A 14145-nucleotide genomic window follows, 5' to 3' on the forward strand; every position below is an offset into this window, starting at 1 on the left:
AAACAGCCTGTGAAAGGCATTAATTCCTCAGTGATCCCCACCCCCGAACAGTCTTACCTCAGCACCTGTCCCGTCTGTCAGAACCAGATTGATGTGACATCGCTGGAGCCGTTCACCAAGCTGAAGTGCCCTTTTTGCGGGCAGATGGTGCGGGTGCGGCGGAAGTTCGACCACTTCATGATCGTGCGCCAGATCGGCGAAGGCGGGATGAGTCGGGTTTTCGAGGCCGAAGATGAAACACTGGGCCGGCGGGTGGCCCTGAAAATTCTGAACCGTCAGTATTCCCGTGATGCAGCCCGGGTGGAGCAGTTTCGCCAAGAGGCGCTGATCACAGCGAATGTGAACCATCCCAACGTGATCAAGCTGTATTCCGTGGGCTATGACCAGGGGTATTTCTACATTGCGATGGAGCTGGTGAACGGTGGCAGCCTGGAGCAGCGCATCCGCCGTGAAGGGACCATCCAAGAGGAAGAGGGCCTGCGCATCGGGCGCGAGGTGGCGGAGGGCCTGCGCGCGGCGCAGCAGTTAGGCCTGATCCACCGCGACGTGAAGCCAGCGAACATTCTTTTCACCGAGACGGGCACTTCCAAGGTGGTGGACTTCGGTCTGGCCTTGTTCGTGGAGCGTGGGCCAGATTCCTCCAGCGAGATCTGGGCCACGCCTTACTACGTGGCCCCGGAGAAGATCATCGATAACCGCGAGGATTACCGGAGCGACATTTTCAGCCTGGGCGCGACGCTTTTTCACGCCCTGACCGGGCGCCCGCCTCACAAGGCGGAATCAAACAACATCCAGGAGCTGCGCATGATCAAATGCAAGCGTGTGGCCCTGGAGGACAGCGGTCTGCGCTTTGCCCCCCGCACCATTCACGTCATCAACCGCATGGTGGCCTTTCGCCCGCAGGAGCGCTGTGCCAACTACGATGAAACGGTGGAAGAACTGCGCCTGGCCGAGGGGCTGGTGGGGCAAAATTACAAGACCCGCTTCAGCAGCCGCAAGCTGCGCTGGCTGGCCGGTGCGGCGGCTGCGGTGGTGGCGACTTTTGTGGTGGGCTGGCTGGTGCGCAGCACGGGCGACCGCGCCGCTGTGGCCATCACAGAAACGGTGGACACTTCCCACAATGACTTGAGCGGGGATGGGGTGACCCTCCAGGCCGGGCGCAAGACGGTGGGCGAAAAGTTTTTGGAAGCTCGTGAAACCATGCTGCAAAAGAAGCGGTTTGCCGAAGCGCGGCAGCAGTTTCAGCGGCTGATCGAATCAGGCGAAGCGCGGCAGCCGACGCTGAACTGGGCGCGCTTCAATGCGGCGTTGTGCAGCATCGTGATCGGCAGGAAGGAGGATGCGGCAGCGCATCTTAAAAACATGGCCGAGGATACGGGGGAAGGCAGCAGTCTGGTATCTGCCGAGCTGGCCGCATTTTTCAAGTCTCTGGGCACCCGAATGGGCGAGAATCTGGGGCTGGGCACGGTGCCGGGCGACCTGGGTTACGCCACCACCCAGGAACCTGTGCTGGGCTACCTGCTGCAGGGACTGGCGGAGTGGCATTTTGGCGATGCCTCCCTCGGGGTGGAAGAACTGGAGTTTTTCGACCAGCATTTGGCGGATGTGAAGACGGGAGCGGGTGCCTCATCGCTGGATTGGGTGCAGAGCTACGCCTCCATTTCTGAACTATATAAAAAGGATTTGGCTGTGGCAAAGAGCGTGCAAAATCTGGCGGCTCCCCAGGACCTGAAAAGCTGCCAGACGGCTTTGGCCGTGGTCAAAAAGGCCCGCGACAGTCTGCGCACAGGCGGCACCCTGAAACAATCGCTGACCAAGCGCGAGGACGAGCTCAAGCATGAGCTGGTGCGTCTGCGCCTGGGGGTGCAGAGAGAAAAAATGGCCGGAGATCGCGTGCTGCGGGAACGGGAGCTGGCGCAGCTTTCCGAGATGATTGCGGTGCTGCCTTCCCTCGTCCAGGGGTATGACTACAGCCGGGTGATGGAACTGCTGAAGGATGTGCGTTTTGAGTCTCCGGAAGTACAATCCGCGCTGGAAGGGCGACGTTATTTGTATACGCAGGGGCAGGCTTTCCTGGACCAGCTTTTTGCCGACATTGCGGCGCAGGGATACCAGGGGAAACTGCAGCGGGTGGCTGGTAGCACGGTCGAGGGGAAAGTCACGGAGGCCAACATGACGCAGGTCACGGTGACGCTGGAGCGTGGTGTGCTGACCCTGCCTCTGGACAGCCTAGCCCCCGAGACATTGCTGGAGGCGGCACAGTTCTTTGCGGCGCAGACGACCGACAGCACGGACTACTACCAGCGGCAGGAGCGCATCGCCGTTTTTGCTAGGGTCACCGGGCTGCACAATCTTTCCGCCACGGTGGCAGCGCAGTTGATGGAGGAGAACCGCAGCTTCCGCTCCCGCTGGATGAAAGTGGTGCAGTGATGGCGGTTACAGCGCTCGTTTGAGAAAGCGTATTTCTTCTGGCAGCAAAAGCAGAGCAGGGATGCTTTCGGCCAGCCGATAGGCTGGGCCAGTTTGGCCGATGCTGGCCATCAGACCTGCGCAGGTGGCGCGCTGCCCTGCGGCGAGATCCTGCGTTGCCGACAGTCCAGCCAGATGTTCCCGGACCTGGGCCATATCCCCCATGCGGTAGGCAGCCAGTGCCTGGAGCAGGGAGACCGAAGGAGTGCGATCCTGGGAACTGGGACCTAAAGCTACGATGGCCTGGAGAGTGGTCTCGATCTTGTCCCCGGCGATGAGGGCTAGGTAAAGAGAGCGTGTGGTATAAACGAGGTTTTCGGGTTGGAGCTGGGCCAGCTTGCGTGCCGAGGCGAGGGCGGCGGAGGTGTCCCGGCCACGCAGGGCCATCTCATGCACTTTTTCCCATAGCGGGAGCTGGCGGTAAGGCTGCTGGGTGGCGACTTCGGCATAGAAGTGGTGGGCGAGGTCCCAGAGGCCCATCTTTTCGGCCGTCTCGGCGGTAAGGCGGGCGGCGGTGTCATCCTGTCCGCGACCTGTCTGGGCAAAGGCGGCTTCGAGGTGGTGACGCACGGTCTGGATGCCGGAATCAAGCTTTTCCGCTGTTCGTGCCTTCCATAGATGCAGGTAGGTTTCTGGGATGGGCAGCGTTTTCTGCGTGCGTAAAAGGGCATCGATGTCGCTCCAGCGGCCGAGTGAACTGAGGGCGGCCAGATGGGCCTGCAAAAGTTGGCCGGACTTGAGGTGAAGGCCGTCGGGCAGGAGATCGAGGACACTTTCGGCCTGCTGTTCCTGCAACAGCCAGCTCAATGCGGGGGTGAGAATTTCGACTCCTTGCCCACGAACTGCGGCCACCTCGGCTGCGAGGATGGCGGTGCGGTCTTGGGGGCGGGCGCGCATGCGGGCCGAAAGAGCTGCAAAACGGGTGGCTGGCGGGGCGGTGGGGTGGGCCTCGACGAGGGTGATAAGCTCGGCGGCCTCTTCGCCATTCAGTTGCACCTGAGTGGCCAAAAAATCGAGGGCGCTGAGTCCGGTGGAATCTGTTTGCCTGGCGATTTCCCAGACTTCTTGCCGGGCGCGTGCCTGGACTTCGGGGAAGCTGTTGCGATGATCCAGGATGGCCAGGCGCAGGCGGGAGTCGGGGTTGGCCGGTGCCTGGGACAAGGCGTGGCGCAGGAGTTTTTCTGCCTCGTCGGGTCGCCCTTCGGCGTGGAGAAGCTGGGCCTGGAGCTCAAGCCCTTCCAAGTTTTGCCGTTCGGCTTCGGTCAGCTTTTCATATTCGGCCCGGGCCGCCCCCACATGGCCAAGGGAAATGAGGATCTGCCCCATTTTGAGACGGTCTTCAGCGGTGGCTAGGTGTTGAGATTCCAGCAGCCTCAGCACCTGAAGTAGGGATGGATCGTCGCTGCGGCTGGCGATCAGTAGATCGGCATAGGCTCGTAGGACTTGGGGGGCATTGACCTGCCAGGAGCGGGCTTTGGCCAAGTTTTGCCAGGCGGCGGGCCAGTCCTTTTCCCGGCGCTTTTCCTGTGCCTTTTTGGCATAGACCCCGGCCACTGTGGCACGTGCTGCCGAGATGCCGCGTGCCCCGCCCCACCAGTAAAGAACCGCGACCAGGAACAACGCCCCGAGGATCCACGTCAGCCAGGGTCGGCGGCGGGGCCGATGATCTGTGGGGGATGGGGCGGGGGCGGACATCGGCACTAGGCAAAGGGAATCGCTATCGCCTAAGGGGCAGGCAGCTCAAGCACCAGACGGAAGCCAATGCTGTTGTTCCGGCTGTCCTGCGGGGCGTGCTGGCGGTGACCGGTGCGGAGCTGGTCCTGATCGCGGCTGAGCCAGGAACCACCACGAATGACCCGCTCGGACTTAGCACCGGGCCAGGGATCCTGGCACCATTCGGACGCATTGCCACCCAGGCCCTGGATGCCCTTGGCATTGGCCACCTCCGTGGTCACGGGGGCGGTGTAGGAATAGCTGTCGCGGTAACCTTCGATGCGGGTGGCATCCAGGTTAGTGCTGGAGGACGGAGGCGGGAAGGTGCCTTCGGCAGACCAGGGGAAGTGGCGGCTGGCCTTTTCATGCCGCTGGGAGGGATCGGCCCCGGTTTCATCGGTCAGACCGGCCGCCTGGCTCCACTCCAGGTCGGTGGGCAGGCGGTAGGAGGCGTTGACGGAGATGAGTTTGCTCGCGCGGTCCTGCTCCGTCAGCCAGTTGCAAAAAGCCGTCGCTTCTTCCCAGGTCACACCCACAGCGGGATGATCGAGGCTGAGGAAGGGGGCTTTGTTTTCCCAGGTGCCTCCCTTGGTCTTCAGCCAGGCTTCGTAATCCTGCACGCGTACTTCCGTGCTCCCTAACAGGATGCTGGAACCGGGGAGGGGGACAAAGGTCAGTCCGAGGGCGTTGACAAAGGCTTGTCCTGCCTCGGCAGGCTTCAGAGGGGCACTGGAAGTCGCCGCAGTGGCAGGTGCGTTTTTCAGTTTTTCCTTCATGGCCGCGAGGTCGTCTTTGGTCACGGCTCCTCCCATGATCTCTTCCCGGCGCTGGCTGCGGATCTCGGCTTTGATTTTTTCGGCAGCGGCTAGCATGGTGGCGGTGCGCTGCTTGTCCTCAAAGACACAGCGAAAGCCGATGGTGGGCATGCGCATGTCCACAGGGACGGCATAGACATAATCTGAGCGCAGGCACTCGGGCCGGAAATAGGCCCAGGAGCCGCCCCGCAAAACGCCGACCTGTTCCGCCCGGATCTCAGGATCCCAGCACCACTCCCAGACGTTCCCGGCCAGGTCGTAAAGGCCCTCGGCGCTGGGTTTGAACTGGCCCACGGGGGCGGTGAAGGGAAAGGAGTCGTCGTACCCTGGGATTTCGCCGTTGGCGAGATTGGCCACACCCGCAGGTGGCGGCCAGGCCATGCCCCAGGGGAACACCTGTTCATCTGCCACTTTTTCCTCGACGGTCAGGTCGGGCTTCCGCGTCCGCAGCAGCCCGGCGGCGGCATCCCAGTCGGCCCGGCCAGGGAGGCGGTAGCTCTGGGCGGCATTGAGTTTGCCCTCGGCCCTCTCTTTTTCAGTCAGCCAGGTGCAAAAAGCGCGTGCATCCTCCAGAGTGATGCCGACAACAGGGTGGTCGGGCCCCTGCTCAAAGTGCGGCTTGTAGGACCATTCGCGACCGCTAGCGGAGATGAAGGCCTGCCAGTCTGAAACACGCGTCTCATGGGTCGCCAGCAGGGCCGGGGTGCCGGGGATGGAGACAAAATGCAATCCCAGGGAGCTGTCGTGTTCGCGCTTCTCATCAGGAATCTGACCGGAAAGGGGGATGAAGCCGGACGAGAGTAGGAGCGCGGGGGCAAGCAGGCTGAATGGGAAGAAACGCACAATCACAGTTCATTGATATAACACTCACGGTCCGCCTTCATTCAAAAAGATTCCCCGGGCTGGGCGGGAAGGGGGTGGGACGGTCTTTGAACAGGCGGCTGCCGGGCCGCGTATTTTAAAGGAGAGGCTTGTGCTCTGCGCTGATAATGAGCATGGTACATGCTCTGTCTTTCCTCATGTCCGGTGAGGCTGAAAACCTCCATTTACCCTCGCTGAACGGTGCCCCGCCAGGGACGACCAAGGGCGGCAGCGTGGCTGAAAAGCTAGTGCAAACGGCTTTCCTATCATGAAGGGCATCCTACTGGCGGGTGGCAGCGGATCGCGGCTTTATCCGCTGAGTCTGGTGGCCAACAAGCAACTGCAGCCGGTTTATGACAAACCCATGGTGTATTACCCGCTGACGGTGCTGATCGCAGGGGGTATCCGTGAGATCTGCCTCATCGCCGCCCCGGAGGATCTGCCGCGTTTTCAACAGTTGCTGGGAGATGGCAGCCAGTGGGGCATCCACCTGGAATATCGCTTGCAGGCGCGGCCAGAGGGAATCGCTCAGACCTTCCTGATCGCGGCAGACTTTATTGGAGATGGGCCAGTGACCCTCATTCTAGGCGACAACCTGTTTTTTGGCGGGGATGCCCTGCCACGTGCCCTGGCGGCTTTTCAAGGCGGGGCCTCCATTTTTGCCTATCACGTGACGAATCCTTCGAGCTACGGAGTGGTGGAGTTGGATGCTTCCGGGCAGGCACGTTCGCTGGAGGAAAAACCGGCGTCTCCCCGCAGCCCCTTCGCTGTTCCAGGCGTCTATCTTTACGATGGGCAGGTGGTGGAGATCGCACGGAGCCTAAAACCTTCTTCCCGAGGGGAATTGGAGGTGACGGACGTGAATCGCGAATACCTGCGCCGGGGGCAGCTTCAGGTGACGCGGCTTAGTCGGGGTTTTGCCTGGCTGGATGCCGGGACGAGCACAAGCCTGTTTGATGCGGCGGCCTTTGTGCAGACCATTGAGAAACGGCAGGGCATCAAACTGGGCTGCCCCGAAGAGGCGGCTCTGCGCCGCGGATTCCTGTCGCTGGAACAGTTCGAAAATCTCATTCAGAAGATGCCCGACTGCGAGTATCGCCACTACCTTCAGGGCATCGGGACCGATTTCCGTCGTGCGGAGTCTGCCCAGATGTCCATGCCTGCATGAACCTTCTCATCACAGGAGGCGCAGGCTTCATTGGCTCCAACCTCATCCGTCACATCATTGACCGGCCTGAAGTCGCCCAGTTGATCAATCTCGATACCCTCACTTACGCGGGGAATTTGGGCAACCTGGAGGGCATCCATGACCAGCATCCCAAGTATGCTTTTGAGCAAGTGGACCTTCGAAACGTCCCCGAAGTGCATCGGGTGGTGCAAATGCACGGCATCACCCACGTGATCCATCTGGCGGCGGAATCCCATGTGGACCGCTCCATCGCCAGCGCCGGTGTTTTTATGGAGACGAATGTGCTGGGCACGCTGCATCTGCTGGACGCCTGCCGCAGCCAGTGGGGAGAAAAAACGCAGGAGAAAGAACATCGTTTTATCCAAGTCTCCACCGATGAAGTCTATGGCAGCTTGGCCATGGATGAAGCCCCCTTCACCGAAGACAGTCCACTGCTGCCAAACTCCCCTTACGCGGCCAGCAAAGCCGCAGCCGATTGTCTCGTCCGAAGTTACATCAAGACCCACGGCTTTCCTGCCATCATCACCCGCTGCTGCAACAACTACGGCCCAAACCAGCACGAAGAAAAACTCATCCCCACCGTGCTAAAGTGCCTCCGTGATCGCTGCCTCATCCCTGTTTATGGCGATGGCCAGCAGATGCGCGAATGGATCCACGTCACCGACCATGCCGAAGCCCTGTGGCAGGTGCTGATGAATGGCGAGACAGGGGAGATCTATAACGTCGGCACCGGAGAGGAGCGGACAAACTTGGATCTGGTGAATTGGCTGTGTGATGCGTTTGACGCCCAGTTACCTGGATCAGGTGGAAATTCCCGTGCCCTTGTCTCATTGGTCACTGACCGCCCAGGCCATGATTCACGCTATGCGGTGAATGTGTCGAAGATCAGGGCTGCGGTTGGCTGGGAGGCTTCCATTCCGCTTTCACGTAAATTCACCACTTTTTGTTAGGCAAAACCGAATGAGTCAGAAAACGGCACTGATCTGCGGCGTGTCCGGCCAGGACGGCTCCTTCCTGGCGCGTCTGCTTCTTGAGAAAGGCTACAGGGTGGTGGGCACTTCAAGAGATGCCTACACGCATTCTTTTTCCAACCTGCATCGCCTGGGAATTCGCGAACGCGTGGAGACACGTTCGCTGGCACCCAATGATTTTCGCAGCGTGCTGCAGGTGCTGACCAGTGTGGAGCCCGCTGAGATCTATTACTTAGCCGGCCAGTCTTCTGTGGGCCTGTCCTTTGACCAGCCTATCGAGACCATGCAAAGCATCTCGGAAGGCGTGATGAATCTGCTGGAGGCGATGAGGTTTTTGAAGATGCCCGCCCGGCTGTTTCACGCGGCTTCTTCGGAAGCTTTTGGCGAAACTCCCGAGCCTGCGGATGAACAGACGCCGTTTCGTCCTCGCAGCCCTTATGGCATTGCCAAAGCCACAGCCTATTGGCTCGTTTCCTCCTACCGGGAGGCCTATGGCTTGCATGCCTGCAATGGCATCCTCTTCAATCATGAATCACCCTTTCGCCCAGACCGCTTTGTGACGATGAAAATCGTTGCCGCTGCGGCCCGGATTGCTGCCGGCAGCGGGGAGACCTTGCGATTGGGTAACCTTGAGATTGAGAGGGACTGGGGCTGGGCCCCCGAATACGTGGATGCCATGTGGCGGGTGCTTCAGCAGCCTGTGCCTGGGGACTTTGTTCTCGGTTCTGGAACGACCCACCGGCTGCGGGATTTTGTGGAGAAGGCTTTTGCATTGGCGGGGTTGGACTGGAATGATCACGTGGTGGCAGATTCCACGTTGTTTCGCCCCTATGACATCGGAGTCAGCCGGGCCAATCCGAGCAAGGCAGCCCGTGTGCTGGGGTGGCGTGCCACCACCTCATTCGATGAGATGATGAAACTGCTTTTTGAATCCGCATGCAGTTCCCTGGGGCATAAAACTGCCTGATCTAAGTTGGGGGTTTCTTTATCCGCATGTCCACCACCCGTCGCATTGCTTTCGGTGCCGCTGCCCAGTGGATCAGCCGTGGAATGTCCATCGTGCTGGGGCTGGTGCTCATGCCAGTGTTGCTGGGGAATCTTTCCAAAGAGGAGGTGGGCCTGTGGCTGCTGTTAGGTCAAAGCTGGGCAGTGCTGGGCATTTTGGATTTGGGCTTTGGGGCTGTTCTCACTCGTCGCATTGCCTTGGCCAAAGGGAAAAGTGGGGGGGCTCCTGATGCGCAGCTCACGCAAGAATCGCTGGCCGAAATTGCCGATCTCATCGCTACGGGTCGTCGCATTTATCGATTTATGGCGGCGGGGGTGTTCTTGGTGGCCTGGGGACTGGGATTCTTTTATCTCCGCAATCTGGAACTGCAAACCACCAGCCACAGCGTTGTCTGGATGGCCTGGACCATTCTCTGTGTCTGTCAGGCCCTGACAGTGTGGTCTTCCATCTGGCTCGCCGTGTTGCAGGGCATGGGCCATGTGGGTTGGGATGCCTTGCTGGCCACCCTTTTGAGTGGACTGACTTTGCTGGCCCAGATCGTCGCGGTGATCTGCGGTTCGGGAGTGGGTGGACTGGCGGCCATCGCCGCTGTGGGCGCGATCGTCCAGAGAGTGGTGATTCGCCGTTTCAGCGTGCGACGGAGCCCGGAGCTTTTTAACCTCAGCGGAAGCTGGAATCCGGCGGTTCTCAAAGGTGTTCCTGGGCTGGCTCTACGTGCGTGGCTTTCTTCCTTGGGCACAGTGCTGGTGTTTAATACAGACGGTTTTTTCATCGCTTCAGCGGAAGGGGCCGGCAACATCCCCGCCTATCGGGGTGCCTTTCTGGCTATCATCAATGTTCATATTTTGGCGTCTGTATTTGCCCAGTCTTCCACAGTTTTCATCAGCCAGCTCTGGCAGGCGGGGCAGCAAGATGAGGTGCGCCGCATCGTGATGCGCAATCTTCGCCTGGGCCTCTGCTTCATGCTGTGTGGAGGGGCGGGTATTTTTTTTGCAGGTGAGTCCTTGTTCAATGTGTGGTTAGGTCAGGGGAACTACGTCGGGCCCTTCACTGTGGCAGTGCTGGTCCTGGTCTTTTTGCTGGAGCAGCAATCTTTCATCATTTCCAGTAGCAGCCGTGCTACGGATCATGAGCCCTTCGCCGTTTTGATGATGACGGGCGGGCTTTTGAAATTGGCCTTGGCTCTGCCGATGATTCGCTGGCTGGGAGTGCTGGGGTTGGCCTTGTCAACCTTGGTGGCACAACTTTTGACCGCGCACTGGTTTGTTGTGTGGCAGGGCCTGAAACGCCTGGCCATTCCCTTGAAAGACTATCTGCGCCTCGTTTTTCTGCCTGCCACAGCCGTCTTGGCTGCCGCCTCAAGTGCTTGCTACGCCGCCCAGTTTGTGGCGGCAACCCGTCCCGACTGGGTGATTCTTTTGGCCGTGGTGGCTGCTTCCGGGCTGGTATTGGGAGTGTCTTTTTGGGTGCTGGTGCTGACTCCTCCTCAGAGAAGCAGGCTGCTGTCCCGTCTGGCGTCCTGCTGTCATTTGTCATGGCGGGGAAGTGCTGTCTGAAGGATGTGCGTTCTCATCGTCTGTATTATCCCAAAAATTAGATCCGCAGGCAGACCGTGGATGTCTTATCGAAAAGTCTCCACCAAGCATGCAGAGGCGATTTGAATTGTTTATAAAATGAGAGTTGTTCTAGCAGGAACTTTTGGCGGGCAGGGCGGCATCCAGACGCACTACTACTGGCTTGCTCGAGCCTTGCTTGAGGCGGGACATGAGGTTCATATCGTCTCTCTTGGAGTACTGCTTTCTTCTGAAGATAGAGACCGTGTGGCCACGTTAAGTGCGCTGGGAAAATTCAAGGTTTTCTGCCCGCAGGCCGGGCCGGACAATGCTCCAGAAGGAACACTTAAAACGGCCTGGAACTTGATCTGCCAACTGCGCCGAATTCGGCCGCAAGTCTATGTGGCCTGTGGGACTGGATGGAACTTGTTTCTCCCAGCCATTCTGAGCGGGGCCTGCCCTCGTCGTGTGTTTCATGAGGTGATGTCTGGGGATTCTTGCGGGCCGCGTGATTCCCGCCACTCCATCCGGTTTGGCTTTCATCAGGTGGTGGCACAGGCGTCGCCCGTGGCTCGCACGTTTAGACGCGTCTTTGGCTGGAAAGCGGAGGTCCCGGTGCTTCCGGCTTTTCCGGAGCCTTTGGAAGTTACAGCTACGATCCCGACCGTCCGTCGGCGCCAAATCACCGCTGGTCTGCGGGCCGGTTTTTTTAGCCGTCTGGTTCCCCATAAAGGTGCTCTATGGCTGGTTCGGCAGTGGCCAGTCTTGGCGGATTGTTTGGCTGAACTGCACATCTATGGCAGTGGCCCAGAGGCAGAACCGATCCGTGATTTGATCCGTGAAAATCAATGGCAGGACCGTGTCTTTTGCCACGGACGATACCCAGATGGGCAAGCCTATGCGGACCTGCTTTCAACGTTTGATTTGACGCTGCTCCCTACCCTGGGGGCGGAAGGTGCGCCGCTGGTGTTGCTGGAGTCCATGGCCTGCGGGGTGCCTTTTGTATCGTATGGAGTCGGGGGCATTCCTGATTACGAGAATCCTGACTGCTTCATTGTCGATCCAGGTTCCCCAACAACTTTTCTGGATGCCGTGAAACAGGCGGCCCTGCGGCTGACTGAAGGAACTCTGGACCAAGAACGGTTGCAGCAGTTCTATTTCGAGAAGTTTTCATATTCCAGGCTGGCGGCTCTTTGGAGGTCATTCATTGCCGATGACTCCCAATCGATTTCTTCCATCCCCTCACATTCAATAAAACCAGAGGCCGCAGGTTCGGGCCAAGGTTTGCTTTCAATGTAGGCCGTAACCATAATGACTCGTACATCCCCCCCCGATTGTCGCGTCTTGGTTTTGCAAAATGGTGCACGTCACAATTATGCAGTACCTCTCGCGTTGGCGAAAAGTGGCATGCTTTCCGGATTCTTTACGGATGCCTGCGGAAATCAAGGAACTGGTCGTACGCTCTCGGCATTTGCGGGCATTCCTGGTTTGCGGCACACGCTGGGGCTGCTGGCGAACCGGAAGGTTCCTGAAGAGGTCTTGCCCCTCACCCAATCTTTCCCGTTCGCATCATGGATAGACAGAGTGTGTTCTGGAAAGATGGATGCGGTGGACAGTTCTTGCTTTCTTGGGCATTGCATGAAAACTCAGGATGGGGGCGATGCCAGTTTGATATACTCGTCCATGGGGTGGTCCCCTTGGTTTTTGAGAGAAGCCCGGAAGCGTGGAGTGCGTGTGGTGACCGAATTTTTTGTTAAGCCGTCTTTGTGGCGAGTTCATCAAAATGAACACCGCCTGTTTCCTGGATGGGAATGCGAGATGCCCTATGCCCGTCTGCTGAAGTCTGAAAAGTTGCGGAGGGGGCCTTGTGACATTTCCGATGAACTGGTCGTTCCCACGCAGGCCGTCAAACAAGACATTGTCGATGAAGGGCTGTTCCCGGAAGACCGAATCCACGTTGTGCCTTACGGGATCAGTGAGTCATTCTTTGAAATTGAGAACCGCCCAATTGAAGGGCAGGTGCTTTTTGTCGGAAGCTGCACCCTTGTGAAAGGGATCCATTACCTAGCTATGGCCGCTTCGCAGATCATCCGTGATGCCAGCGGTCGGCAGCCTCATTTTATCGCCGCAGGTGGGGTTACGGACTTGGTGCGTAAAAATCCGCTGTGTTCGTCCTTGCAGTTTCTTGGCCGGGTGCCGAGAGGAAGGGTTAACAAACTGTATGAAAATGCCGATGTGCTGGTTTTCCCCACGCTGTCGGATTCTTTTGGGGCCGTGATTCTGGAAGCTATGGCTGCGGGCATTCCTGTGGTTGCCTCACCTCACTGCGCTGAAATAGTCGAGCATGGTGTGAGCGGGTTTGTGGTGGAACCGAGGGACACCGAGGCGCTGGCGAGAGCTGTTTCAACCATCATTAATGACAGGGCCTTGAGAGAAAAGATGGGAGCTGCTGCGCGCCTGAGAGCCCGTGAATACACCTGGGAAAAACATGGCGCTACGCTCACTCGGACACTGCAATCTATCCAGCAACGGCCTGATGCTGCCAGGGGATGATGAGACTACGTCTTCCACAAACCCGGTTAGCCTGAATGATTTGACCGTTGCATGCAAATCTCGGTGATGATTACAACGCGCAATCGCTGCGCGAACCTGCGGCAGACCCTTTGCCGTCTGGCTTTGATGAACCCTCCTGCTTTAGAAATTTTGGTGACTGCTGATGGCTGCACGGATGGGACGGTTGCCCTCGTGCAGGAAGAGTTCCGTCATTGCCGCCTCACGGTGAACGATGCTTGCCAGGGATCCATCCGCTCACGGGATCGTATGCTGCGCGAGGCCATCGGAGATGTGGTGATGTGCCTGGACGATGACAGCTATCCCTTGGAAGATGATTTTTTCGCCAAGCTGCCCGCGTTGTTTTTGGCTCACCCCGAGGTTTCCGTCCTCACCTTTCCTGAGTTGCGAGATGATGGCAGCTTTGTTCCGGCGTCAAAATCTCCATCGAGTCCAGGGCACTACGTTTCGGCTTATCCGAACGGGGCGGCTGCCATGCGGCGCAGTGACTACCTGAAAACCACGGGCTATCCCGCAAGCTTTTTTCATGCTTACGAAGAGCCTGACTATGCCCTGCAAATCTATGCCCTTGGAAAAGCGGTTTGGTTCGATCCCTCGTTGGTGATCCGGCACCACTTTTCACCCACGAATCGGAACAATCTGCGCACGCACCACTTCAATGCACGCAATGAACTCTGGAGTGTCTGGATGCGGTGCCCCTGGCCATGGCTGCCGTTTGTGTCTTTGTTTCGCATCCTCCGGCAGTTCACGTATGCCTGTTCAAACGGGGGGCGTTGGGTGATTCAGGAGCCACGATGGTGGCTGTCTGCCCTCAAAGGGTGGAACGAGTGTTGGAAAAACCGCTGGCCAGTGCCTTGGAAAACTTACCTTGCCTGGATGCAACTGGCACGCTGGCCGCTGTATCAGGCGAATGACTTTAAACGTATTTTTGTTTCTGGAGACACAGCCCAAGCCGCAGAGCCGGAGAAACGCCCTTACTGTTCCTGATATAGGTTTC

Annotated in this window: 10 protein-coding genes; 8 read left to right on the forward strand and 2 right to left on the reverse strand. The window is 58.7% G+C overall.

The window, feature by feature from the left end; translation table 11 throughout:
• Positions 1-30 precede the first annotated feature (30 nt).
• Entirely contained in the window at positions 31-2430 is a 2400-nt protein-coding gene (locus ABEB25_RS01775; protein WP_345734661.1) for a serine/threonine-protein kinase, read from the forward strand.
• A gap of 6 nt (positions 2431-2436) precedes the next feature.
• On the opposite strand, the gene ABEB25_RS01780 is transcribed toward ABEB25_RS01775, so the two are convergent.
• Together ABEB25_RS01780 and ABEB25_RS01785 are read right to left on the reverse strand one after the other, a co-directional pair.
• Positions 2437-4164, reverse strand: coding sequence for a tetratricopeptide repeat protein (locus ABEB25_RS01780; RefSeq protein WP_345734662.1), 1728 nt, complete (start codon positions 4162-4164; stop codon positions 2437-2439).
• A 29-nt stretch (positions 4165-4193) separates the two neighbouring features.
• Positions 4194-5840 carry a formylglycine-generating enzyme family protein gene (locus ABEB25_RS01785; protein ID WP_345734663.1) on the reverse strand — a complete coding sequence of 549 codons (1647 nt, stop codon included), beginning with the start codon at positions 5838-5840 and terminating at the stop codon, positions 4194-4196.
• 286 nt (positions 5841-6126) lie between these two features.
• On the opposite strand from ABEB25_RS01785, the gene rfbA reads away from it, so the two are divergent.
• The 7 genes from rfbA to ABEB25_RS01820 all read left to right on the forward strand — a co-directional run bounded on the left by rfbA (position 6127) and on the right by ABEB25_RS01820 (position 14135).
• Complete coding sequence (rfbA, locus tag ABEB25_RS01790; RefSeq protein WP_345734664.1) at positions 6127-7026, forward strand: glucose-1-phosphate thymidylyltransferase RfbA; 900 nt, start codon at positions 6127-6129, stop codon at positions 7024-7026.
• Positions 7023-7997, forward strand: coding sequence for a dTDP-glucose 4,6-dehydratase (gene rfbB / locus ABEB25_RS01795; RefSeq protein ID WP_345734665.1), 975 nt, complete (start codon positions 7023-7025; stop codon positions 7995-7997). The genes rfbA and rfbB overlap by 4 nt, the downstream gene beginning before the upstream one ends.
• A gap of 10 nt (positions 7998-8007) precedes the next feature.
• On the forward strand, positions 8008-8985 hold the full coding sequence (locus ABEB25_RS01800; RefSeq protein WP_345734666.1) for a GDP-mannose 4,6-dehydratase: 978 nt from the start codon (positions 8008-8010) through the stop codon (positions 8983-8985).
• Between the two features lie 26 nt (positions 8986-9011).
• Positions 9012-10580: a lipopolysaccharide biosynthesis protein gene (locus ABEB25_RS01805; protein ID WP_345734667.1), complete on the forward strand. Its 1569-nt coding sequence runs from the start codon at positions 9012-9014 to the stop codon at positions 10578-10580.
• 117 nt (positions 10581-10697) lie between these two features.
• Positions 10698-11876 carry a glycosyltransferase family 4 protein gene (locus ABEB25_RS01810; protein ID WP_345734668.1) on the forward strand — a complete coding sequence of 393 codons (1179 nt, stop codon included), beginning with the start codon at positions 10698-10700 and terminating at the stop codon, positions 11874-11876.
• Positions 11877-11984: 108 nt separating this feature from the next.
• Positions 11985-13130 (forward strand): glycosyltransferase family 4 protein, encoded by a 1146-nt coding sequence (locus tag ABEB25_RS01815; protein WP_345734669.1) that lies wholly within the window; start codon positions 11985-11987, stop codon positions 13128-13130.
• A 66-nt stretch (positions 13131-13196) separates the two neighbouring features.
• Complete coding sequence (locus tag ABEB25_RS01820) at positions 13197-14135, forward strand: glycosyltransferase family 2 protein (RefSeq protein WP_345734670.1); 939 nt, start codon at positions 13197-13199, stop codon at positions 14133-14135.
• The last annotated feature ends 10 nt before the right edge of the window (positions 14136-14145 follow it).

Source organism: Prosthecobacter algae (assembly GCF_039542385.1).
In the GTDB taxonomy this organism is placed as follows: domain Bacteria; phylum Verrucomicrobiota; class Verrucomicrobiia; order Verrucomicrobiales; family Verrucomicrobiaceae; genus Prosthecobacter; species Prosthecobacter algae.